Source organism: Parasphingomonas halimpatiens, assembly GCF_036663795.1.
Lineage (GTDB): Bacteria > Pseudomonadota > Alphaproteobacteria > Sphingomonadales > Sphingomonadaceae > Sphingomonas.
Genome location: NZ_JAXOJP010000012.1, coordinates 36,037 through 58,269, shown reverse-complemented (window position 1 = coordinate 58,269; position 22,233 = coordinate 36,037). Strand labels below are relative to the sequence as shown.

Genomic DNA, 22,233 nt, shown 5'->3' with positions numbered 1-22,233 from the left:
TTCAGCTTAGCCGGTCGATCGCATCGCGGTCGAGGCTGCCGGGGATGATCATCAACGGGATCTTCAGGATGCCGGCATCGGTGCCGGCAAAATGGCTGACCAGCGGCCCCGGCGCCCCGATCGCCGCCGCGCCGAGCACCAGCGCGGCAATGTCGGGGTTGGCATCGATCATCTCGCGGATGATCTTCGGGCCATCGCCCTGGCGAACGGTGATCGACGGATGCAGCCCCGATTCCTCAAGCAGGGTGCCGGCCGCGCCCGCGACCAGTGCCTCGGCGTGCATCCGCGCCTCCTCCTCGATCGTCGCCTGGACGCCGGCAAAGGCGACGAACTCCGATGGCGGGATCAGCGTGAGGATATCCACGCCGCCACCGGTCTTGACCGCGCGACGCGCGGCGAAGCGGAGCGCGATCTGCGATTCCGGGCTTTCGTCGACGACGACGAGATAGATGCGCATGGCGGCCCCTCCTGTTTGGTGTGAAGGTGGCGCGCCGCCGCGTTCGGCGCAAGGCTTGACCGGGACGGGATCGGGCGCGAAGGAAAGCGCCGCTACGGACTCGCGCAAAAGACAAGGACGCCGTTGATGCCGATCGAGATCAAGATGCCCGCACTTTCCCCGACGATGGAGGAAGGTACGCTGGCCAAATGGCTCGTGAAGGAAGGCGACCGCGTGAAGTCGGGCGACCTGCTCGCCGAGATCGAGACCGACAAGGCGACGATGGAGTTCGAGGCGGTCGATGAGGGCGTGATTGCCAGCATCGCGGTCGCCGAGGGTACCGACAATGTTAAGGTCGGCACCGTGATCGCGACGCTGACCGGCGATGACGAGGCGGCGCCGGCAACCAAGGCTGCGCCGCCCAAGGCCGAAGCAGCACCGATCGCTGTACCGGCGCCGGCGCCCGTTTCAGCCCCTGTCGATGCAAAGCCGACTGCCGCAGCGGCGCCCGTGCCGGTCGCCGTGGCGCCGGTTGCGACAGGGGATCGCGTCAAGGCGAGTCCGTTGGCGCGCCGCATCGCCGCCGAAAAGAGCATCGACCTCGCAACGCTGCACGGCTCCGGGCCGAACGGGCGGATCGTGCGCGCCGATCTCGAGGGCGCCAAGAACGGGAGCGCGCCGGCACCCGCGCCCGTCGCGGGAGCGCAGGCGGCACCTACCCCCGTGGTCGCGCCGAAGCCCGCCACCGTGCCCGACATTCCGCACGAAGCGACCAAATTGTCCAACGTGCGCAAGACGATCGCGCGCCGCCTGACCGAATCCAAGCAGCAGGTGCCGCATATCTACCTGACGGTCGACATTCGGCTTGACGCGCTGCTGCGGCTGCGCGGCGACCTCAACAAGGCGCTAGAGGCGCGCGGCGTGAAGCTGTCGGTCAACGACCTGATCATCAAGGCGCTCGCCGCCAGCCTGATCCAGGTGCCGAAGTGCAACGTGATGTTCACGCCCGACCAGCTGATCAGCTTCAGCCGCGCCGACATCTCGGTCGCGGTGTCGACCCCGAGCGGGCTGATCACCCCGATCATCGTCGATGCGGCGAACAAGGGGCTCGCGGCGATCTCGACCGAGATGAAGGACCTCGCGGTGCGCGCGCGCGACGGCAAGCTCAAGCCCGAGGAATATCAGGGTGGTACCGCCAGCCTTTCGAACATGGGGATGTACGGCATCAAGCAGTTCGAGGCGGTGATCAATCCGCCGCAGGGCATGATCATGGCGATCGGCGCGGGCGAGAAGCGCCCCTATATCGTCGACGACGCGCTCGGTATTGCCACGGTCATGTCGGCGACCGGCAGTTTCGACCATCGTGCGATCGACGGTGCCGATGGCGCCGAGCTGATGCAGGCGTTCAAGACGATGATCGAGAACCCGCTCGGCATGCTGGCTTGAGGCGAAGGTGACGCGCACGATCACGGAATTGTTGCACCTGCTGATCGGCGTCGTCGGGACGCTCGCGATCGGCGCCATTTGCGCGCGCGCCGTGCCGCAAGCGGTCAATGAGATCTGGCAAGTGACCGGCGGCGTCACCATCATCGTGATTTTCATGGGCATTCGCCCGCTGCGCCTGGCGTGGCGTGACGATCGCCCCGCGGCCGATCCGCGCGACTGACGAAATGAGCCCCGAAAGCGTGGCTGAACGAGGATTTATATCGTGGCTGAGACCTTTGACCTGATCGTGCTCGGTTCCGGCCCGGGCGGCTACGTCGCGGCGATCCGTGCCGCGCAGCTCGGCCTGAAGACGGCGATCGTCGAGCGCGAAAATCTCGGCGGCATCTGCCTCAACTGGGGCTGCATCCCAACCAAGGCGTTGCTGCGCTCGGCCGAGATCTTCCACTACATGCAGCATGCCAAGGATTACGGGCTGGTCGCGGAGAAGATCAGCGCCGACCTCGAGGCGGTCGTCAGGCGCTCGCGCGGCGTGGCGAAGCAGCTCAATCAGGGCGTCACGCACCTGATGAAGAAAAACAAGATCACCGTGTTCATGGGCGACGGCAAGCTGACCGGCAAAGGCAAGCTCTCGGTCACCGCCGCCGACGGCAAGACCACCGACCTTGCGGCGAAGAACATCATCGTCGCGACCGGTGCGCGCGCCCGCGACCTGCCCTTCGCCAAAGCCGACGGCAAGCGCGTCTGGACCTATCGCCATGCGATGACCCCGCCCGAGATGCCGACCAAATTGCTGGTCATCGGCTCGGGCGCGATCGGCATCGAATTCGCCAGCTTCTACAAAGACATGGGCGCCGAGGTGACGGTGGTCGAAATGCTCGACCGCGTCGTGCCGGTCGAGGATGCCGATGTGTCCGCGTTCCTCGAAAAGGCGCTGAAGAAGCAGGGCATGACGATCATGACCGGCGCCGGGGTCGACAAGCTCGACGTCACCGCGTCAGGCGTGAAGGCGGCGATCAAGGGGAAGGACGGCAAGGTCGTCACTTCCGAGTTCAGCCATGTCATCGTCGCGATCGGCATCGTGCCGAACACGGAGAGTATCGGGCTGGAAGCGCTGGGCGTGAAGACCGAGCGCGGGCACATCGTCACCGACCCGATGTGCAAGACCAATGTCGACGGGCTCTACGCGATCGGCGACGTCACCGCGCCGCCCTGGCTGGCGCACAAGGCGAGCCATGAGGGCGTCATCGCGGTCGAGGCGATCGCCGGCAAGCATCCGCATGCGATGGACGTGCGCAACATCCCCGGCTGCACCTATTGCCACCCGCAGATCGCCAGCGTCGGCCTGACCGAGGCCAAGGCGAAGGAAGCGGGCCATGAGGTCAAGGTCGGCAACTTCCCGTTCATCGGCAACGGCAAGGCGATCGCGCTCGGTGAAGCAGAAGGCTTCATCAAGACGGTGTTCGACGCCAAGACCGGCGAACTGCTCGGCGCGCACATGATCGGTGCCGAGGTAACCGAGCTGATCCAGGGTTACACGATCGGCAAGACGCTCGAGACGACCGAGGCGGAACTGATCGAAACGGTCTTCCCGCACCCGACGCTCAGCGAGATGATGCATGAGAGCGTGCTCGCCGCCTATGGGCGCACGCTCCACATGTGACGGATCAGCCCTTCTCTGCGGCGAAGGCGGCGATCAGCGGCTGATACTCTTCCATCGCGGGAAACTGTGCAAAACTGTGCGGCGCGCCAGTTTTCGCCCAGGGGAAGGCTTCGCTGGTAAAGGTCTCGATGAACGGCGTGAACCAGCCGGTTTCGTCGAGCATCACGGCGCGGACGTTGACGAAGCCCAGGTCGGGCTCGATCCGCGTGAACAGCCAACTCTTGCACCAGTCGCAATGATGGTGCTGCTGCTGATCGCCATGCAGCCCGCCAATCACCGTTTCGCCGGTGGTCACGGCGAAACCGTTTTCGGGCACCGCGACGCTGATCGAATAGGCGCTCGCCGTCATGCGCTGGCAGCCGGTGCAGTGGCACGCCATGGTCAGCAGCGGCGCCGCGGTGATGGTAAAGCGGACCTTGCCGCAGCGGCAGCCGCCCGACATCGGCAATGGTGCATTGGCCATGGCTTGCGTTCCTTCGTTCTTGCGGCAGGATAGCCAGCACTATCACAGGGAGGTTTCATGCCGTTCGGGATTTTGTGGCCGACCTTGGCCATGGTCGGGCTGATCTTCGTCGTGTGGGTGACGCTGTTCGTGCAGCGCGTCGCGCATATGCGCCGCAACCCGCCACAGGCGAGCGACTTTGCCGATGGCGAGGCGGCGACGCGCTATTTCCTGCCGGTCGAGATGCCGGCCAACAACCTGCGCAACCTGTTCGAGATGCCGGTGCTGTTCTTCGCGCTGGTGCCGGTGCTGTTCTTCGCGCTGGTCCCGCTGCTGTTGATCACACGCCACGCCGACCAGGTGCAGGTGCTGCTCGCCTGGGCCTTTGTCGTCCTGCGCGCCGCGCACAGCGTCATTCACATCGGTCGCAACAAAGTGACCGTGCGCTTTTTCGTCTATCTCGCGGCGTGCGCGGTGCTGTCGGCGATGTGGATCGGCTTCGCGGTCGACATGGTACAGGCCGCCGGGAGCTACCACGCCGCGATGAGCGACATGCAGGGCTGAGCCGCGCGCGCAGATTCGCCCTCCGCATGACGATCCAAAGCCCCGGGCGTGACGGGCCCGGGGTTTTATCGATCTAACCTGTCGTGGAGATCAGGCGGCTTCGCCGGCGGCCGATGTCGGGAACTGCGTGACGCTGCTTTCCGGCTTGCTCGTCGGCGTCGGCGCCACGGCACGCACCGCGTCGGCGGCGAGATGCTTGAGCCGGCCGTCGATCGACGCGCCGTTCTCGATCGCGATCGTCTCATATTCGACGTCGCCCGTGATCCGGGCGGCGCGCTCGATGGTCAGCTGGCGCACCGCGACCGAACCTTCGATAGCGCCGGCTAGCCGGGCTACTTCCGCCCTGACGACGCCCTTGATGATGCTGTCGGCGCCCTGGACGAGGCTGCCGCAGGTAACGTCGCCATCGACCCGGCCATCGATGTGCAGGTCGGCGGTCGCCGCGACATTGCCGGTGATGATCATGTCCGGTCCGACGACCGAGAACATGCCGCGCTTCTGGCCATTCGGCTGCGGCTGCGGGGCGGGCGGAAGCCCTGATGACGTTTCCCGGCCACGGCTGTTATTGTTGAACATCGATCGAATCCCCGCTCTCGACTGAACGAATCAGTGCGTCAGCCTAGCATAAAAGCCATTTTGGACATATTCGCGAACAACATTACGCCCGTGCCAATAAGGGATTGTCGTTGGCGAAGGGACGGAGCAGCGGGCGTGCGACGTTGACGGTGGCGGCGATCATCGGAATCGCACCGAGCATCGCCATCGCATCGAGCCCGCTGAGATAGCCGAACAGGCCGAGCAACGAGCCGATCTGGATCATGGCGGCAGTCTGCCAGCTCGCACGATCTCGAAACGTCAGGGCCATCGTCAGCGCCACGACATCTGCGAGGAAGAAATAACGCTCGTGCATGTGCGGCAGCAGCCCGGCGGTGATGAGCGGCGCGAGCAGCGCCGGGGCGAGCAGCGCGCGTCCGTCGAGCGACCGCGTCGACAACCAGGCGATATAGGCGGCGGTCGCGCCGAGCGCCGACGCCAGCGCGAGGCCGCTCAGCGGCAGCGCGCCGATCAGTGGGAGCGATTCGACGATCTGCCAGAGATTGGGTGCGTTCATCGCCAGCGCCGGATAGGTGCCGGCCTGACGCAGATAGATCGTGGCCAGGTCGCTCGCAGGCCAGCCGGCGGCCCAGGCCGGCAACATCGTCGCTGCAGCGACGAGCGGCGCGATCACCCACAGCCGCAGCGCCACGCGGCGATTGATCAGCAGCGCGATGAAGAACGGCGCGATGAGTAGCGCCTGCACCTTGATACCCAACGCCAGCCCGCACCAGGCGAGCATTGCGATGTGCTTGCGCTCGACCGCCGCGGCGAGCGCCATGATGCACGGCGCCGCCCACAGCGCGTCGCACTGGCCGAGCAGCCCGGCATTGACCATCGCGCTGGGCAGGATGAACAGCAGGGCGGCGGCGCGGTTGGGCTGCGGCGCGTCGAGACGGATCAGCAAATGGCGCACGGCCAGCGCCAGCGCGCCGGTGCCCGCGAGCGAGACGAATTTCACCAGCAGCGGCACCGCTACCGACCCGGCGAAGGGTGAAACGGCGGCGAGCAGATAAAGATAGGCCGGCGCGTAATTGCCGAACGGCGTAGCGAAGGCGGCGACCGGCCCGGTCGCGACGATATGGTCGAGCCAGGGCGCGAGGAACTCGGTCATGTCGAGCGTCACGACCGGCAGCGCGAGCCACAGCATGACGCAGGCCAGCGCCAGCGTCGCGGCGATCGGCGGCAGCGGCCTGACACGGGGCCGGGGAAGGGGGATCGTCATCATCGCGCGGTTCGCGCCCATCATGCCCGCGGCATGTTGAGACGACGTTAAGCTTGCCGCCGATCGAGGTTGCGCGCGAGGCCGGGCTGTGATGAAGTGCGCCCAAGCCGTCGAACAAGGCGGCACGGGGAGATGCGGATGGCGACGGTTCTGGCCGAGAACGCGGTGATTCCCTCGCCGCCCGGCCTGCCGGTCGTCGGCCACCTCCACCAGATCGCCCGATATGGCCTGATCTCGCATCTGCTGTGCGTCGCGCGCGATTTTCCGGACGGTATTTTCAAGCTGCGCTTCGGCAGCCGCGTCGGGCTGTTCGTCACCGGTGCCGATCTCGTCGCCGAGCTGAGCGACGAGACGCGCTTCCGCAAGATGCCGGGACCGGGCCTGCGCGTGGTGCGGCGTTTCGCGGGCGACGGCCTGTTCACCGCGTTCAGCGACGAGCCCAATTGGGGCAAGGCGCACCGTATCCTGCTGCCGGCGTTCAGCCAGCGCGCGATGCGCGGTTATTTCGACATGATCCTCGAGGTCTGCGATCAGCTCGTGGCGAAATGGACGCGGCTGTCGGGCACCGATGTGCTGGTCGCCGACGACATGACGCGGCTGACGCTCGATTCGATCGCGATCGCCGGTTTCGGCCACCGTTTCGACAGTTTCGAGAAGGACGAGCTCGACAGCTTCCTCGTCGCGCTGGGCAGCGCGCTGGGCGAATCACTCAACATGATCACGCGAATGCCGCTGCAGAACCGTTTCGCCAAGCGCGCCCAGCGGCGCTTCGACGCCGACATCGCCGAGATGAATGCGCTGGTCGACGGCATCATCGCCGATCGCCGCAAGAACCCGACCGACGGCAAGGACCTGCTCAAGCTGATGATCGCGGCGGTCGACCCCGAAACGGGCGAGAAGCTCGACGACGTCAATATCCGCTACCAGGTGCTGACCTTCCTGATCGCCGGGCACGAAACGACGTCGGGCATGCTGACCTTCGCCTTCCATCATCTGCTGCGCACGCCGCATGTGCTGGCGCAGGCCTATGCCGAGGTCGATCGCGTGCTGCCGGGCGATACGCGCCCCGATTACGCGCATGTCGCGCAGCTCGAGGTGATCGAGCGCATTCTCAAGGAAGCGCTGCGGCTGTGGCCGACCGCCCCGGCGTTCAGCGTCGCGCCGTTCGAGGATACGGTGATCGGCGGCAAATGGGCGATGCGCAAGGATCGCCCGATCAACATCTTCTCGCCGGGCCTGCACCGCGACCCGCATGTCTGGGACGATCCGGAAGAATTCGACATCGACCGCTGGTTGCCCGAAGCCGAAGCGGCGCGGCACCCGCACGCCTATAAGCCGTTCGGCAATGGCGCGCGCGCCTGTATCGGGCGCCAGTTCGCGATGGTCGAGGCCAAGATCGCCATGGCGATGATGCTGCGCGCCTTCGCCGTGTCCGACCCGCATCACTACCGACTGCGGATCAAGGAGACGCTGTCGATCAAGCCCGACGATTTCCACATGCGCATCCGCCTGCGCAGCCCGCACGAGCGGCTGAGCGTGGGGGGCGTGAGCGAAGCGATCAACGAGGCGCCGGTGGCGGCGGTGTCGGGCACCGGCCAGCGCTTTGCGGTCATCTACGGGTCCAGCCTCGGCACCGCGCGCGACATTGCCGAGGAGATCGCCGAGCGCGCGACCGTCGATGGATTCGAGACGGTGGTCCGGTCAATGGACGAGAGCTTCAAGGGCGGTGCGCAGCCCGAGGACAAGATCGTCGTCATCGTCACCGCGACCTATAATGGCCGCGCACCGGACAGCGCCGTCGAGGTAGAGCGCGCGCTCGACGCCGGGCTGTTCGAGGATGCCGACTGGGGCGGCGCGCGCGTTGCCGTGCTCGGGATCGGCAATTCGCAATGGCCGAACTATCAGGTCTTTCCCAAGCGGATCGAGGCGGCGATTCAGGCGGCCGGGGCGACGCAGCTGCTACCGCGCGCCGAAGCCGATGGGCAGGGCGATTTCGACGGCGCGGTGGCCGGCTTCGTCCGCGAACTGTGGAAGGCGCTGGGCAGCGAAGCCGCGCCGAGCGAGGCGGCATCGTCGCTGATGTTGCGGCCGGTCGACGCCGATGCGACGCGGGCGCAGGCCTTGCCCGAACATGCCCAGCGGCTCGAGATCGTCAGCAACGACGAACTGGTGAAGCCGGCCGACGGCCTGTGGGATTTCGCGCTCGAGCCGCCACGGCCCTCGACGCGACTGATCCGCATCCGCTTGCCCGAGGGACAGCGTTATCACAGCGGCGACCATATCGCCGTCTATGCGCGCAACCGCCCCGATCTGGTCGATCGTGTCATGGCGCGGCTCGATCTCAAGGGCGCGACGCAGTTGCGCGTCGACGGGCAGGGCGGCCGCTTCAAGCATCTGCCGCTGGGCCAGACGGTGACGGTGCGGCAGTTGCTGACCGATTTCGTCGAATTGTCCGACACCTTGCCGCGCCGCGCGCTGACGGTGATCGCGGCGCAGACGCGCTGCCCGAACACCAAAGCCGAACTCGCCCGGCTCGCGGGGGAGGCGTTCGAGGCGGAAGTTGTCGACAAGCGATTGAGCGTGCTCGAACTGCTCGAACGCCACCCGGCGGCCGAGCTGTCGCTCGACAGCTTCGTCGAGCTGTCGGCGGCGATCGCGCCGCGCTTTTATTCGATCGCGTCGAGCCCGCTGGCCGATCCGCATATCGCCGACCTGATTGTCGGCACGATGGCGGCGCCTGCCTGGTCTGGGCTGGGTGAGCATCGCGGCTTCGCCTCGGGCTATATGCAGAGCGTTGCCGCGGGCGATCATGTCTTCGGCTATGTCCGCCGCCCGAACCCACCCTTTGCGCCGCCGTCGGACCCGGCGGTGCCGATGATCCTGATCGGCCCCGGCACGGGTTTCGCGCCGCTGCGCGGCTTCATCCAGGAACGTGCCGCGCAGGCGGCGGCGGGGCAGGACGTTGCACGGAACCTGTTGTTCTTCGGCTGTCGCCATCCGGATCACGACTGGTTCTGTCGTGTAGAGGTCGAGGGGTGGGCGGCGCAGGGTGTGATCGAACCGTATCTCGCCTTCTCGGCATTGGCGTCGCATCCGTGGAAATTCGTCCAGGACGCGCTGTGGGCGGAGCAGGAAAAGGTGTGGGCGGCGATCGAGGCTGGAGCGCACATCTTCGTCTGCGGCGACGGCAAGTTCATGGCCCCGGCGGTGCGCGACACGCTGATCCGCATCCAGATGCAGCAGGTTGGCGACGAACATGCGCAAGGCTCGGAATGGCTCGAAACGATGATGGCCGAGGGACGGTTTCACCAGGACGTGTTCGGGTTCGGGAAGTGAAAAAAAGCCCTCTCCCCTTCAGGGGAGAGGGTTGGGAGAGGGGCTGGTCAGGACGAGACGGCGGTGGTCCCACTGCCCCTCTCCCCAGCCCTCTCCCCTGAAGGGGAGAGGGAGCAAGATGCTGCAACTTAGCGGGCAGGACGCGTCGTTCGTCTATCTCGAAACGCCGCACACGCCGATGCATATCGGCTCGGTCGGCATCTATGATCCCTCGACCGCGCCCGGCGGGTTCGTGCGCTTCAAGGACATTCTTGCCTTCATCGCCTCGCGGCTCGGCAGCGCGCGCAGTTTTCGGCAGCGGCTGGTGCGCGTGCCGTTCGATCTCGACCATCCCTATTGGATCGAGGATCCCGAGTTCGACATCGAGTTTCATGTCCGCCACATCGCCTTGCCCAGGCCCGGCGACTGGCGGCAATTGTGCATCCAGGTCGCGCGGCTCCACGCGCGGCCGATGGATATCTCCAAACCTTTGTGGGAATTCACCATCGTCGAGGGGCTCGACAATATCGCGGGGCTGCCGCCGGGCTGTTTCGCGCTGGTCTCGAAGGTCCATCACGCCGCGATCGACGGCATGTCGGGGGTCGAGATGTCGGCGGCGGTGCATGATCTCGACGCCACCATGACCCCGCCCAAGGCGCAGGAGGAATGGCGGCCCGAACATATGCCCAATGTCGCCGACCTGCTGGTGCGCAGCTATCTCAATTCGCTGACCCAGCCGATGCGCATCATGGAGACGATCGGCCGCTCGCTGCCCGGCATGGCCAAACTGACCGCGCAGGTCGGCAAGGGCGACGTGTCGATCCGCAACGCGCGCCCCGCGCCCAAGACGCGCTTCAACGGCAAGGTGTCGGCGCACCGCGTGTTCGATGCCGTGCCGCTGCCGCTCGCCGATGTGCGCGCGATCAAGGACGCGGTGCCCGGGGCGACAGTCAACGACGTGATCCTGGCGATCGTCGGCGGCGGCTTGCGCAGCTATCTCGCGAGCAAGGATGATCTCCCTAAGGAAACGCTGACCGCGATGGCACCGATCTCGGTACGCGGCGAGGGCGAGAAGGCCGCGCTCGGCAATCTCGTCTCGGCGATGGTTGTCGGGCTGGGCACGCAGATTGAGGATCCGCTCGAACGCCTGCGCTTCGTCCATGGCGAAACGGTCAATTCCAAGGCGCTGACCAATGCCGTCGGGGCGCTGACGCTGACCGACTACAGCCAGTTGATTCCTTCGGGCCTCGCGGGTCTCGCGGCGCGGCTCTACACCCGCGTCGGCGCCGCCAACGCCCATGCGCCGGTCTTCAACTGCGTGGTGACCAACGTGCCCGGCAGCCGCGTGCCGCTCTATTTCTGCGGCGCGAAGATGGTGGCGATGTACGGCACCGGGCCGGTGTTCGACGGTATGGGGCTGATCAACCCGATCTACAGCTATGGCGACACGATCGCGATCTCCTTCACCTCCGACCGCAACATGATGCCCGACCCGGAAAATTACGCCGCTGCATTGCGCACATCGTTCGAGGCGCTGAAGGCGGCGACGCTCGACAAGGCGCCGGCGACCGCCACCCCGGTGGCGAAAAAGGCGACGCAACCCGCGGCGCCCAAGACCGTTGTCGCGGCGAAGCCGAAAGCGAAAGCCCCAGCCAAACCCACACCGGCCGCGAAGAAGCCGGCCGCCGCCGGCCGGAAGCCGGCTCCGCAGCAGAAGGAAGCCAAATGATGGCCGACAAGAAGAGCACCGCCGACAAGGCCCGCGAAACGATCAACGAACGCATCATCGACCCGGCAAAGAAGGCCGGCGAGGCGATGCGTGCCAGCGGCAGCAAGATCGCCGAGGGTGGCTCGACGATCGGCGCGCGGATGATCGATCAGGCCGAAGCCAATGCCCGTGAAGCGTTTGCCGCGATGCGCGCGGCGGCGCAGGCCAAGGACTTGTCCGAGGTGATGAAGATCCAGGGCGATTTCCTGCGCGACCAGGGCTCGCGTTCGATGGGCCAGGCGCGCGAGATCGGCGAGTTGATCATGCAGTTCGGCCGCGATGCCGTGGCGCCGTTGCGCGGCGACAAGGAATAAGCCTTAGTCCCCCCTCCCGCGCGCGGGAGGGGGACGCTCCTCACGCGTGGCCGGCGAAAGGGTAGACCAACGAGCGCAACCCGCGGCGCTCGAATGGGTGCCAGTCGCCATCGGCCTGCGCCAGCCGGTCGGCGATCGCGTACAGCACGGCGGGATTGACGCCCAACCCGCAATGGCTGCCATGGACTTCGATATTGTCGGTCTCGGGGCCCTGCGGTTCGATGCAGTTCTGCCAAGCCACGACGCCGTCCTCTCGGCTGTAGATCGCGGTCGACGGCACGGGCGGCGGCAGCGCGCTTTCGCGCAACTGGAAGCGCGTATCGGGGTCGTCGAGGCGCTGGCCGGTCAGAACCTGATAGGTGCGCCAGACATTGGTCGCGTGGGGGTGGCCGGTGAAGGGCGAGCCGAGCGAAATGACCTGGCGCACGGCCTCGGGCGCGCGGCGCGATAGCTGTCGCGCCATCACGCCGCCAAGGCTCCAGCCGATCAGGCTGACCTTCTGGCCCGTCGTGTCATGGATCTCGCGCAGCCGCGCGATGAGCTTCTCGCCCTCGCGGCCGATCGCCTTGGGGCCGAGATTGCGGCCGAGCTGCCAGGCATGCGCATCATAGCCGAGATCGCGCAGATAGCGCCGCAACGGCGCGGTCGAGATGTCGGTGGTGACGAAACCGGGCAGGACCATGACGGGATGACCGTCGCCACGCGGCGCGGTGGCCAAGATCGGTGCGGCGAGCCCGAGGCTGCCCAGTTCGACCAGCGCGCGCGGCAATTCTGTCAGCGCGAGCAGCGCAGAGGGTGGCTTTATCTCAGCGTGTTGGGCAGTCGCGTGGGCCAAGGCAATTCTCCTGCGGGTCCGGCATCAACGCACCGGTTATCTTCTGGGTTCACGCGTCGAGCCCGAAGGCACGATGTTGCGCGGTAACGCGCGCCACGTCCTGGCTGAGCAACGCGAGATCGAACATGTTGCCCGCGCGATCGCGGACATGGTCCTTGAGCAGCGCCTCAGCGCGGAAGCCGAGGCTTTCGAACAGCATGACCGAGCCGACCTGATCGGGGGTCATTTGCGCGGTGAGCTTGGTCAGGCCGCGCTCCATGGCGATGGAATAGATCCCCTCGAGCAGATCCCGACCGAGCCCGGCACCACGCTTGTCGGCGGCAACGAGCAGGCGGATCTCGCCGACATGCGCGCTCCAGCCGAGCGGATCGCGCACCAGCGCCGCGCTGGCGACGAGCTTGTCGTTGTCGATCGCGACGAGGCTGTCGATCCAGCCCTCGTCGATCGCGGCGAGCCATGCCTCGATCACGCGTGGATGGCGCAGGTCGCGCCCGAGAAACAGCAGATCGTGCTCGGACAGGCTGTCGGCAAAGGCGAGCATCGCCTCGCGATCGGCCGGCTCGAAGCGCCGGATCTGATGACTCATATGGAACGCTCCCCCAGCCATTCGACGAGTTTCGGCCATAACCGCTTTATAGCGTTGCCCCCGGCGACAAGGCTGACATGTCCGCCTTTCATTGTCACCTGTTCCTTGTCGGCCGATCCGACCATGCCGATTAGCGGGGTCGAGGCGGCGCTCGGCACGATGTGATCATGCTCGGCGGTGACGTGCAGGAAAGGCGCGGTGATCCGCCCAAGATCGACCGGGCGTCCTGCGACCTCCATCGTGCCATGGAGCAACTGGTTGTCCCACATCAGTTTTTTCGTGGTTTCGCGGAAGTATTCGCCGGCGAGCGGCAGGATGTCGGCCGCCCATCGATCGAACATGCGGAAGGATTTGACGAACTCGTCGTTCCACATATTGTCGATCAGGCGGATATTGCCGGCAACGCGCGCGCCCGGGCGCAGCATGTCGAAGGCGGTGTAAAGATAATCGCCGGGGCAATTGCCGAATGTATCGACCAGTCGATCGACATCGAAGAAGCGCTTGTCGGCCCAGGCCTGGAACATCTCCATCTCGCTGAAATCGACCGGCGTGGTGAAGCAGACGAGATTGCGCAGCGCCGGTTCGCCCTCAAGCGCGGCCCAGAGCAGCGACAGGACCCCGCCGAAACAATAGCCGACCATCGTAACGTCGTTCTCGCCGGTCTCCTGCTGGACGCGCTCGACCGCGCTGGGGATGAAGTCGAGGACATAATCCTTGAGCGCCAACCCGCGTTCATCGGCACGCGGCGGGTTCCAGTCGATCATGAACACGTCGAAGCCGGCCTTGAGCAGATATTCAACGAGGCTCTGCCCCGGCACCATATCGAAGATGTAACCGCGATTGGTCGTCGCCATGACCAGCAGCAGCGGCACCCGGTACACTTCGTCCGACATCGGGCGGTAATGATAGAGGCTCATCGTGCCGCGTTGGATCAGCACGTCCTTGGGTGACACCCCGAGCACGGGCGCGGGCGAGGCGAAATAGTCCAGGCCCTTGAGATTGCGCTGCAGCGCGCGATCGAACTCGCGCCGCGCTGTTTCGAAAATGCCGGGCGACGTCGCTTCGCTCAAGCCGCGCTGCCCGGCGGTTTGCGTGTGCGCTTGGGTTTGGGCCGCTCGGGCGGCGCGATGCCGGCCTGCGCCATGATCAGGCTTTCGATGCGCTGAACCGCTTCCTCGATCCGCGCGAGCCGCGCGGAGATGTCCTCGACCTCGCTGCGGCTCGGCATGTTGGCGGCGGCCAGCGCGCGGTCCATCATCTGGTGCGTCGCAGCTTGCGCCTTCATTGCCGCGGCATTGGCGCCTTGCAGCGCGCGGCCGAACTCGCCGCTCTTCATCATTTCGCCGCCGAGGCTGTTGGTCATGCTCTCCCATTGGCCGAGCATGTCGCGAAAAAGTGCCGCCGGATCGGGAAGGGGTGGGACCGCCATGGCGGCATCCTTCACCGCGCGCGCGCTGGCGTCAAGCAGTGTGCGTTGCGCAACATCGGTGCAGCATCACCGCGGCGTGGCGGCCTCGACGCCAGGGCGGGGACCGTCGGGCGTCGGGTCGAGCCGGGCATCGCCGCCCAGCGTGCGGTATAGCGTGACGAGGTTCGTCGCCTTGGTCAGCTCGGTGGCCGCCAGCGTGCGCTGAGCCGAATAATAGGAGCGCTGCGCGTCGAGGCTGGCGAGGAACGTGTCGATGCCGCCGCGATAGCGCGCCTCCGACAGCTTGTAATTGTCGCCCGCCGCTGCCGTCAGCGCGCGCTGGGCGCGTTCCTGGTCGGCAATCGTGCCCCGGCGGGCCAGCGCATCGGAAACTTCGCGAAAGGCGGTCTGGATCGATTTTTCATAGGTCGCGAGCGCCGCATCGCGCTGCGCCTGTGACTGGGCGACCGTCGCCTTGCCCGCGCCGGCGCGAAAGATCGGGTAACTAACGCTCGGCGCGACCGAATAGTTGAACGCACCGCTGGTGAACAGATTGCTCAGCCCGCTGCTGGCAAAGCCGAGCAGCGCGGTCAGGCTGATACGCGGGAACAGCGCGGCACGCGCCGCACCGATCTCGGCATTGGCGGCGCGCAGCTCATATTCGGCCTGCACGACATCCGGGCGGCGCAGCAGGATGGCCGAATCCAGCCCGGCGGGAAGTTCGGCAACCGTCGGCGCCGCTTCATCGATCGATGCCGGGAGGAGTGCCGGATCGACCGGCGCGCCGACCAGCAGTTGCAAGGCGTTGATATCCTGCGCCGTCGCTGTGGTCTGCAGCGCGACGTCGGATAACGCGGTCTGCAGGATGTTGCTCGCCTGGTCGAGATCGGTGCGCGGCGCGATGCCACCGTCGAGCCGCGCCTTGGTCAACGTGACGCTGCGTTGCGCGCTCGCGGCAGTGTCTTGCGCGATCTTCAGCAGGCTCTTGTCATTAGCATAGGTGAGCCACGCGGAGGCAATGTCGCCGACCAGCGTCAGGCGCGTCGCGCGCGCTGCCGCCTCGGTGCCGAAATAGCGGTCCTGTGCCGCGCTCGTCAGCGAGCGCACGTGACCGAACAGGTCGAGTTCGAACGAGGTGATGCCGATATCGGCGCTGAAGCTGCTGCCGGTGCGGTTGGAGGTACCGGCCGTGGTCGTCGAACTCGACGTGCCGCTGGCGCTGCGCGCGTAGCGATAGCCCCCGCTCGCATCGAGCTCAGGCAGCAGTTCGGCGCGCTGGATGTGAAATTGCGCGCGCGCCGATACGATGTTGGCGGCGGCGATCCGCAGGTCGCGATTGTTCGCGAGCGCCTGCACGATGATCCGCTGCAGCCGGGCGTCGCGGAAGATGTCGGTATAGCTGATCGCCGGCAGCGCCGCCTCGCTCTGCCTGAGATAGGCATCACCGACCGGCCAGCTTGGCGGGACCGGCAGCTCGGGCCGGACATAATGCGGCGCCATCGAGCAAGCGGTGAGCGATGCCGCGGCGAGCAGCGTGACGAGCGGGCGGATCATGCGGCTGGCTCCGTGTGCGGCGGGGCGGGCGGCTCATGATGCAGCCGCTTGAGCGCATCCCGCGTCGTGCGACGCACGAGCACGAAGAACAACGGAATGTAGAAGATCGCGAGGATCGTCGCGGTCAGCATCCCGCCGATCACCGCCGTGCCGATCGCGACGCGGCTGTTGGCGCCGGCACCGGTCGCAATCGCCAGGGGCAGCACGCCGAAGATAAACGCCATGCTGGTCATCAGGATCGGGCGGAGCCGGATGCGTGCCGCCTCGAGCGCCGCCTCGATGACACGCTTGCCTTGCTTCTCGGCCTGTTCCGCGAACTCGATCATCAGGATCGCATTCTTGGCGGCAAGCCCCATCGTCGTCAGCAGGCCGATCTGGAGATAGACGTCGTTGTTGAGGCCACGCAGCGTTACCGCGAAGATCGCGCCGACCAGACCTAGCGGGATGACGAGCAGCACGGCGACCGGAATAGTCCAGCTTTCATAGAGCGCGGCAAGGCACAGGAACACCACGAGCAGCGACAGCGCGTAGAGATAGGGCGCCTGACCCGAGGACAGCCGCTCCTGATAGGACAGGCCGGCCCAGGCGACCGAGGTGCCGGGGATCTGCGCGGCGAGCTTCTCCATCTCGTCCATCGCCGTGCCCGAGCTTTCTCCGGGTGCTGCCTGGCCCTGCAATTCGTAGGACGAGATTCCCGAGAAGCGGCTGAGCGAGGTCGGTGCGGTCGACCAGGAAATCGTCGCGAAGGAGGAAAAGGGCACCATCTGGCCGCTGCTGCCGCGCACATACCATTGCGACAGGTCGACCGGTGCGGCGCGATAGGGTGCGTCGCCCTGGACATAGACACGCTTGACGCGGCCGCGGTCATTGAAGTCGTTGACGTAACGACCACCCCAGGCGGTCGAGAGCGTCGCGTTGACGTCGGCCTGGCTCAACCCGAGCACGCTCAGCTTCTGCGCGTCGATCGCCACATTGAGCGTCGGCTGATCGGGCAGATCGGTATTGCGTATCGAGGTCAGCAGCGGATCTGCCCGGGCGGCCGCAAGCAGCTTGTCGCGCGCCGCCTTGAAGTCCGCGCGGCTCAGCCCGCCGGTATTCTGCAACTCCATGGTGAAGCCGTTGGACTGGCCGAGGCCGCGCACGGCCGGCGGTTGCAGTGCGTAGAACTCGACGTCACGCAATCCGCGCAGCGCTTTCATGGCGCGCTGGGTAATCGCTGGCGCCGCATTCTCCGTGCCCTTGCGTTGGTCCCAGTCGGCCAGCGCAACGAAGCCGCGACCGGCATTCTGGCCACCGCCGCCGCCGCCCGACGTGCCGGCAACGATGAGCATCGCCGCGACGTTCTTCTTCTCCTGGACCAGGAAGTATTTTTCGATCTCGCGCTGCGCCGCCTGAGTGCGGTTGATCGTCGCGCCGGCGGGCAGATTGAACTGGATCTGCGCGATGCCCTGATCCTCGGTCGGCAGAAAGCCGGTCGGCAGGCGGATGAACATCACCGCGAGCAGCACCAGCAACACACCGTAGATTGCGAGGAACAGCCATTTGCGATCGACGACGCGCTCGACGCTGCCGGTGTAGCGCTCGACGCCTTGCGCGAAGCGCGTGTTGAACCAGGCGCGCGCCTTGGCCGTCTTGCGCTGCAGCCAGGTCTCTTCTTCCTCTTCCTTGCGCTTGAGCAAGGTCGCGGTCAGCGCCGGCGTGAGGACCAGCGCGACGACCACCGACAATATCATCGCCGAGACGATCGTAATCGAGAATTGGCGGTAGATCACCCCGGTCGATCCGCCGAAGAACGCCATCGGCAGGAACACCGCGGAGAGCACCAGCGCGATCGCGATCAGCGCGACCTGGATCTCGTCCATCGACCGGATCGTCGCCTCCCGCGGGGTCATGCCCGGATTTTCCTCCATCACGCGCTCGACATTCTCGACCACGACGATCGCGTCGTCGACCAGCAGCCCGATCGCCAGAACCAGGCCGAACAGGGTGAGCGTGTTGATGGTGAAGCCGGCGATCGCGAACACGCCGAACGTGCCGAGCAGCACCACCGGCACGGCGATCGTCGGGATCAGCGTCGCGCGCCAGCTCTGCAGGAAGACGAACATCACGATCACGACCAGCACGATCGCCTCGATCAGCGTCCACACCACGTCCTTGACCGACAGCTTGATGAAGGCGGTCGAGTCCTGCGGGAAATCGAACGCGAATCCGCTCGGCATGTCCTTTGCCTGGCGTTCGAACTCCGCCTTGACCAGTTCCGCGGTGGACAGCGCGTCGGCGCCCGGTGCGAGGCTGACCGCGAGGCCGGCGCCGGGATGGCCGTTGACGCGGCTGAGGATGCCGTAGGATTCTGCGCCGAGCTCGATCCGCGCGACATCGCCCAGCCGCACCACCGCACCGTCGCTTTGCGTCTTGACCACGATGTTGCGGAATTGCTCCGGCGTCGACAGGCGTGATTGCGCCGTGACGGTGGCGTCGAGATACTGGTTGTCGGCGTTCGGCACGCCGCCGATCTCACCTGCCGCGATCTCGGTGTTCTGCGCGGACACCGCGGTGATGATATCGTTGGGGATCAAGCCGATCGCCGCGAGCCGATCCGGATTGAGCCAGATGCGCATGGCATATTGCGAACCGAACACATTGGTGTCGCCGACGCCCTTGATGCGCCCGATCGTCTCCTGCAGGTGGGAGACCATATAGTCCGACACGTCGAGCGCGCTGCGCTGGTCGGTGGTGTCATAAATGGCGGCAATCATCAGGAAGTCCGGGTTGGACTTGGTGACCGTCAGACCCTGTTGCTGGACCTGTTGCGGCAAGCGGCTGAGCGCCTGCTGCACCTTGTTCTGGACCTGCACCTGCGCGATGTCGGGGTTGGTACCCTTGGCGAAGGTTGCGCCGATCGACACCTGGCCGCGCGACGAGGAATTGGTGGTGAAATAAAGCAGGCCGTCGATGCCGGTAAGCTGCTGTTCGATGACCTGCGCGACGCTGTTCTCTAGCGTGTCGGCCGATGCGCCGGGGTAGCTGGCGCGGATGTTGACGTTCGGCGGCGCGACGTCGGGGAACTGTTCGACCGGCAGCGACAGGATGCTGCCCAGGCCGCACAGCATGATGATGATGGCGATGACCCAGGCAAAGATCGGCCGGTCGATGAAGATTCGTGACATGCCGGGTTAGCTCCGAGTGCCGCCAGCGCGTCCCTTGTCAGCGCCGCCACCGGTGGGGTCGATCCGTTGTGGCGAGCCGGCGGGCACCGGCTTCACGGGATCGTTCGGCTTGAGACGGCCGATGCCCTCGGTGATGACCTTGTCGCCGGGGTTGAGCCCGGACGTGACGATCCAGTTGGTGCCCTGGACCCGGCTCGTCGTGACGGTGCGCGGCACGGCCTTGTTGCCCGGGCCGACAATGAAGACCGTGGCGTTGCCCTTGGGATCACGCGACACCGCGACCTGCGGCACCAGATAGGCGCTCGTGTCGAGCGATTGCGCGAAACTCGCCCGGACGAACATGCCAGGGAGCAAGAGCCCGTTGGGATTGGCGAAGCGCGCGCGCAGCGTGACCGTGCCGGTCGTGGCGTCCACCATCGCCTCAGTGAACTCAACGGTTCCGGTCACGCCATAGTCGCTGCCATCCTCGAGCTTGAGCCGGACGACGGCTGTGGTCGGCGCAGAACCGCCAGAGGCGAGCGCGCGCCGCAGCGCCAGCAGATCGGCGCTCGATTGCTGGATATCGACATAGATCGGGTCGAGCCGCTGGATGTTGGTCAACGGGTCGGCCTGGCCCGCGGTTACGAGCGCCCCCTCAGTGAACAGCGAGCGGCCGATGCGACCGGTGATCGGCGCCGGCACGCGGGTGAAATTGAGATTGATCCGCGCGGTCTGCAGGGCCGCGCGGTTTTGCGCCACGGCCGCGGCGGCCTGGCGCGCCTGCGCGGCAGCGTCGGTATAGTCCTGTTTGGCGACCGCTTCCATCTCGGCGAGCGGCTTGTAGCGCTCGGCCTTGACGCGCGTTGCCTCGGCATTGGCCTGCGCGCTGGCAAGGTTGGCGGCGGCCTGGCTGGTCGCGGCGCGGTACAGGCTGGGATCGATTTCGTAGAGCGTCTGGCCCTTCTGGACGAGCGAACCCTCGACGAACAGGCGGCGGCGGATGATGCCGCCGACCTGCGGACGGACCTCCGACGTTTGATAGGCGCTCGTCCGTCCGCTCAATTCGGTAACGACCGCGACGCTGGTTTGCTGGACGACGATGTAACCGACCTCGGTCGGCCCGCTCTCGCCTTTCCCGCCCCTTCCCTTGCCGCTGCCGGTGCCGCAACCCGCCAGCGTCGCGGCGATGAGCAACGCGGGCAGCAATGTTCCGGGCAGGCGTGACGTCATCATCTTTTCCATCGCTTCAGGCCTACCCCATTGTGCGATGGACGATCGGCACGCAACCGTCACAAACGTCACCACCCCCCGGTGGTTCCTGATCAAAATCAACCGGTCAAGCCAGCCGGGCGGCTATTCCTGTTGCAGTGCGGGATGCCAAGATTCGATTTGTCGCAAACCATGTCACGGGACGGCGGGACGGGCTGGCGGTTCACCCGCGCTGCGGGCTGTGGCATGGCGGCGCAATGATGCGCGAAATCAACTTTGACGGCCTGATCGGCCCCACCCACAATTATGCGGGATTGTCGTTCGGCAATCTGGCTGCGACCAACAATGCCGGGGCGATCGCGCGACCGCGCGCGGCGGCGCTGCAAGGGCTGGGCAAGATGCGTCGGCTGATCGGGCTGGGGCTGACGCAGGGCTTCCTGCCGCCGCACGATCGTCCCGCGGCCGGCTTTCTGCGCGCCGTCGGCTTTGCCGGTGACGACGATGCGGTCTGCGCCGCCGCGTTTCGCGCCGACCCGGTGTTGTTCGCCAATGCCTGTTCCGCTTCGGCGATGTGGACGGCGAATGCCGCGACCGTTTCGCCGGCGCCCGACAGCGGGGATGCGCGGTGCCATCTCTCGGTCGCCAACCTCGCGACGAACCTGCATCGCAGCATCGAGCAGGACGAAACGCTCCGGTTGCTGACGCTGGCTTTTGGCGATTCCCGGCACTTCGCCGTTCATCCCGCGCTGCCGGCCCGGCTTTGCGACGAAGGCGCGGCCAACCATATGCGGCTGGCGCCGCGCCATGGCGAACGCGGTGTCGAGGTGTTCGTCTACGGTGTGCAGCAACCAGGCGGTTTTCCCGCGCGCCAGTCGCGCACGGCGAGCGAGGCGATCGCGCGGCGCCACGGTCTCGACCCCGCCATGACGCTGTTCGTGCAGCAGAGCGACGCGGCGATCCAGGCTGGCGCCTTTCACAACGACGTCGTCGCTGTGGCCAATGAGACGATCCTGTTCACCCATGAGCAGGCCTTTGCCGAGCCGACCACCTTCTACGACGCGTTACGGGCGCGCGTCCCCGGACTGGCGATCGTCGAAGCACCGGCCGATCGCGTCAGCCTGTCCGACGCGGTCAGCTCGTATCTGTTCAATTCACAGCTGGTGACCCTGCCCGAGGGCGGCACGGCGCTGATCGCGCCGGGCGAGGTGCGCGACAATCCACGCGTCTGGTCGTGGCTGTCCGAGCTGGTCGGCGGCAATGGGCCAATCGCGCGGGTCGAGGTGATCGATGTCCGCGAGTCGATGCGCAACGGAGGAGGGCCTGCGTGCCTGCGCCTGCGCGTGGCGGTCGACGACGCGGCTTACTCAGTGATCGATCCACGCTTCCTGCTCGATGAGGTACGCTGCGACCTGATCGAACGGATCGTCGAGATGCAATGGCCCGAGCAGATCGCGCTCAGCGACCTCGGCTCGCCGGACCTGTGGGCGCAATGTCGCACCGCGCGCTACGCCTTGCTCGAAGGCCTTGGGCTGGACGAACTGCTTTAACGCAGCTTGGCGATCGTCAGGCTGTCCGCCTTGGCGCGATCCCGCGTCGATTCCTCGCTGCGCGTCAGTGCCTTGGCAATAGCCTTCAGCGCCATGCCCTTCTTGGCGAGGGTGTGGAGCTTCTGAATTTCGTCAGGGGTCCAGGGCTGGCGGTGGCGTTCGAAGCGTTCGTTGCTCATTGGTC

General features: G+C 66.2%; 20 protein-coding genes. 8 read left to right on the top strand and 12 right to left on the bottom strand.

The features are described 5' to 3' along the window. Position 1 precedes the first annotated feature (1 nt). Positions 2–457: a universal stress protein gene (locus U1839_RS13865; protein WP_332804198.1), complete on the bottom strand. Its 456-nt coding sequence runs from the start codon at positions 455–457 to the stop codon at positions 2–4. Between the two features lie 126 nt (positions 458–583). On the opposite strand from U1839_RS13865, the gene U1839_RS13860 reads away from it, so the two are divergent. Genes U1839_RS13860 through lpdA form a run of 3 tightly spaced genes read left to right on the top strand, consistent with a single transcriptional unit; the run spans position 584 to position 3,542 of the window. Next, a complete protein-coding gene (locus tag U1839_RS13860) occupies positions 584–1,882 on the top strand; it encodes a pyruvate dehydrogenase complex dihydrolipoamide acetyltransferase (protein WP_332804197.1) in 1,299 nt (432 codons plus the stop codon). A gap of 7 nt (positions 1,883–1,889) precedes the next feature. Next, the gene (locus U1839_RS13855) at positions 1,890–2,102 is read left to right on the top strand and encodes a hypothetical protein (protein WP_332804196.1); all 213 of its coding nucleotides are present in this window, start codon (positions 1,890–1,892) and stop codon (positions 2,100–2,102) included. 42 nt (positions 2,103–2,144) lie between these two features. Next, positions 2,145–3,542, top strand: coding sequence for a dihydrolipoyl dehydrogenase (lpdA, locus tag U1839_RS13850; RefSeq protein ID WP_332804195.1), 1,398 nt, complete (start codon positions 2,145–2,147; stop codon positions 3,540–3,542). 4 nt (positions 3,543–3,546) lie between these two features. Here the strand turns inward: lpdA and U1839_RS13845 are convergent, their stop codons facing one another. Then, positions 3,547–4,005: a GFA family protein gene (locus U1839_RS13845; RefSeq protein ID WP_332804194.1), complete on the bottom strand. Its 459-nt coding sequence runs from the start codon at positions 4,003–4,005 to the stop codon at positions 3,547–3,549. A 57-nt stretch (positions 4,006–4,062) separates the two neighbouring features. Here U1839_RS13845 and U1839_RS13840 point away from each other — a divergent pair, with 57 nt between their 5' ends. Further along, positions 4,063–4,548: an MAPEG family protein gene (locus U1839_RS13840; protein WP_332804193.1), complete on the top strand. Its 486-nt coding sequence runs from the start codon at positions 4,063–4,065 to the stop codon at positions 4,546–4,548. Positions 4,549–4,638: 90 nt separating this feature from the next. Here the strand turns inward: U1839_RS13840 and U1839_RS13835 are convergent, their stop codons facing one another. Together U1839_RS13835 and U1839_RS13830 are read right to left on the bottom strand one after the other, a co-directional pair. Further along, positions 4,639–5,124, bottom strand: a complete 486-nt coding sequence (locus U1839_RS13835; protein ID WP_332804192.1) for a bactofilin family protein — start codon at positions 5,122–5,124, stop codon at positions 4,639–4,641. An 82-nt stretch (positions 5,125–5,206) separates the two neighbouring features. After that, positions 5,207–6,367, bottom strand: a complete 1,161-nt coding sequence (locus U1839_RS13830; RefSeq protein WP_332804191.1) for a putative hexosyltransferase — start codon at positions 6,365–6,367, stop codon at positions 5,207–5,209. Positions 6,368–6,505: 138 nt separating this feature from the next. Here U1839_RS13830 and U1839_RS13825 point away from each other — a divergent pair, with 138 nt between their 5' ends. The 3 genes from U1839_RS13825 (at position 6,506) to U1839_RS13815 (ending at position 11,764) form a co-directional block, all read left to right on the top strand. Continuing rightward, complete coding sequence (locus U1839_RS13825; protein WP_332804190.1) at positions 6,506–9,703, top strand: bifunctional cytochrome P450/NADPH--P450 reductase; 3,198 nt, start codon at positions 6,506–6,508, stop codon at positions 9,701–9,703. Positions 9,704–9,821: 118 nt separating this feature from the next. Next, complete coding sequence (locus U1839_RS13820; RefSeq protein WP_332804189.1) at positions 9,822–11,411, top strand: WS/DGAT/MGAT family O-acyltransferase; 1,590 nt, start codon at positions 9,822–9,824, stop codon at positions 11,409–11,411. Further along, positions 11,411–11,764 carry a phasin family protein gene (locus U1839_RS13815; RefSeq protein ID WP_332804188.1) on the top strand — a complete coding sequence of 118 codons (354 nt, stop codon included), beginning with the start codon at positions 11,411–11,413 and terminating at the stop codon, positions 11,762–11,764. The genes U1839_RS13820 and U1839_RS13815 overlap by 1 nt, the downstream gene beginning before the upstream one ends. Positions 11,765–11,804: 40 nt before the next feature. On the opposite strand, the gene U1839_RS13810 is transcribed toward U1839_RS13815, so the two are convergent. The 7 genes from U1839_RS13810 to U1839_RS13780 form a co-directional block, all read right to left on the bottom strand. Then, a complete protein-coding gene (locus tag U1839_RS13810) occupies positions 11,805–12,599 on the bottom strand; it encodes an esterase/lipase family protein (protein ID WP_332804187.1) in 795 nt (264 codons plus the stop codon). Positions 12,600–12,648: 49 nt separating this feature from the next. Further along, a complete protein-coding gene (locus tag U1839_RS13805) occupies positions 12,649–13,185 on the bottom strand; it encodes a GNAT family N-acetyltransferase (RefSeq protein WP_332804186.1) in 537 nt (178 codons plus the stop codon). Continuing rightward, positions 13,182–14,255: an alpha/beta fold hydrolase gene (locus tag U1839_RS13800; RefSeq protein ID WP_332804185.1), complete on the bottom strand. Its 1,074-nt coding sequence runs from the start codon at positions 14,253–14,255 to the stop codon at positions 13,182–13,184. Before U1839_RS13800 ends, U1839_RS13805 begins: the two co-directional genes overlap by 4 nt. Further along, positions 14,252–14,614, bottom strand: coding sequence for a poly(R)-hydroxyalkanoic acid synthase subunit PhaE (locus tag U1839_RS13795; protein ID WP_332804184.1), 363 nt, complete (start codon positions 14,612–14,614; stop codon positions 14,252–14,254). Before U1839_RS13795 ends, U1839_RS13800 begins: the two co-directional genes overlap by 4 nt. A 66-nt stretch (positions 14,615–14,680) precedes the next feature. Then, on the bottom strand, positions 14,681–16,147 hold the full coding sequence (locus U1839_RS13790) for an efflux transporter outer membrane subunit (RefSeq protein WP_332804183.1): 1,467 nt from the start codon (positions 16,145–16,147) through the stop codon (positions 14,681–14,683). Continuing rightward, positions 16,144–19,314, bottom strand: coding sequence for an efflux RND transporter permease subunit (locus U1839_RS13785; RefSeq protein WP_332804182.1), 3,171 nt, complete (start codon positions 19,312–19,314; stop codon positions 16,144–16,146). Before U1839_RS13785 ends, U1839_RS13790 begins: the two co-directional genes overlap by 4 nt. Positions 19,315–19,320: 6 nt before the next feature. After that, positions 19,321–20,526, bottom strand: coding sequence for an efflux RND transporter periplasmic adaptor subunit (locus tag U1839_RS13780; RefSeq protein WP_443030620.1), 1,206 nt, complete (start codon positions 20,524–20,526; stop codon positions 19,321–19,323). A gap of 233 nt (positions 20,527–20,759) precedes the next feature. Between U1839_RS13780 and U1839_RS13775 the strand changes: the two genes are divergently transcribed. Further along, positions 20,760–22,049, top strand: coding sequence for an N-succinylarginine dihydrolase (locus tag U1839_RS13775; RefSeq protein WP_332804181.1), 1,290 nt, complete (start codon positions 20,760–20,762; stop codon positions 22,047–22,049). Here the strand turns inward: U1839_RS13775 and U1839_RS13770 are convergent. Continuing rightward, on the bottom strand, positions 22,046–22,228 hold the full coding sequence (locus U1839_RS13770; RefSeq protein ID WP_332804180.1) for a hypothetical protein: 183 nt from the start codon (positions 22,226–22,228) through the stop codon (positions 22,046–22,048). The two genes, U1839_RS13775 and U1839_RS13770, sit on opposite strands and share 4 nt — an antisense overlap. Between the last annotated feature and the right edge of the window lie 5 nt (positions 22,229–22,233).

Bases quoted from the DNA above. Each gene is read 5' to 3' on its own strand.
- U1839_RS13865 (WP_332804198.1), bottom strand. From the start codon at position 457: ATGCGCATCTATCTCGTCGTCGTCGACGAAAGCCCGGAATCGCAGATC.
- U1839_RS13860 (WP_332804197.1), top strand. From the start codon at position 584: ATGCCGATCGAGATCAAGATGCCCGCACTTTCCCCGACGATGGAGGAA.
- U1839_RS13845 (WP_332804194.1), bottom strand. From the start codon at position 4,005: ATGGCCAATGCACCATTGCCGATGTCGGGCGGCTGCCGCTGCGGCAAG.
- U1839_RS13840 (WP_332804193.1), top strand. From the start codon at position 4,063: ATGCCGTTCGGGATTTTGTGGCCGACCTTGGCCATGGTCGGGCTGATC.
- U1839_RS13835 (WP_332804192.1), bottom strand. From the start codon at position 5,124: ATGTTCAACAATAACAGCCGTGGCCGGGAAACGTCATCAGGGCTTCCG.
- U1839_RS13830 (WP_332804191.1), bottom strand. From the start codon at position 6,367: ATGACGATCCCCCTTCCCCGGCCCCGTGTCAGGCCGCTGCCGCCGATC.
- U1839_RS13825 (WP_332804190.1), top strand. From the start codon at position 6,506: ATGGCGACGGTTCTGGCCGAGAACGCGGTGATTCCCTCGCCGCCCGGC.
- U1839_RS13820 (WP_332804189.1), top strand. From the start codon at position 9,822: ATGCTGCAACTTAGCGGGCAGGACGCGTCGTTCGTCTATCTCGAAACG.
- U1839_RS13815 (WP_332804188.1), top strand. From the start codon at position 11,411: ATGGCCGACAAGAAGAGCACCGCCGACAAGGCCCGCGAAACGATCAAC.
- U1839_RS13805 (WP_332804186.1), bottom strand. From the start codon at position 13,185: ATGAGTCATCAGATCCGGCGCTTCGAGCCGGCCGATCGCGAGGCGATG.
- U1839_RS13795 (WP_332804184.1), bottom strand. From the start codon at position 14,614: ATGGCGGTCCCACCCCTTCCCGATCCGGCGGCACTTTTTCGCGACATG.
- U1839_RS13790 (WP_332804183.1), bottom strand. From the start codon at position 16,147: ATGATCCGCCCGCTCGTCACGCTGCTCGCCGCGGCATCGCTCACCGCT.
- U1839_RS13785 (WP_332804182.1), bottom strand. From the start codon at position 19,314: ATGTCACGAATCTTCATCGACCGGCCGATCTTTGCCTGGGTCATCGCC.
- U1839_RS13780 (WP_443030620.1), bottom strand. From the start codon at position 20,526: ATGATGACGTCACGCCTGCCCGGAACATTGCTGCCCGCGTTGCTCATC.
- U1839_RS13775 (WP_332804181.1), top strand. From the start codon at position 20,760: ATGATGCGCGAAATCAACTTTGACGGCCTGATCGGCCCCACCCACAAT.
- U1839_RS13770 (WP_332804180.1), bottom strand. From the start codon at position 22,228: ATGAGCAACGAACGCTTCGAACGCCACCGCCAGCCCTGGACCCCTGAC.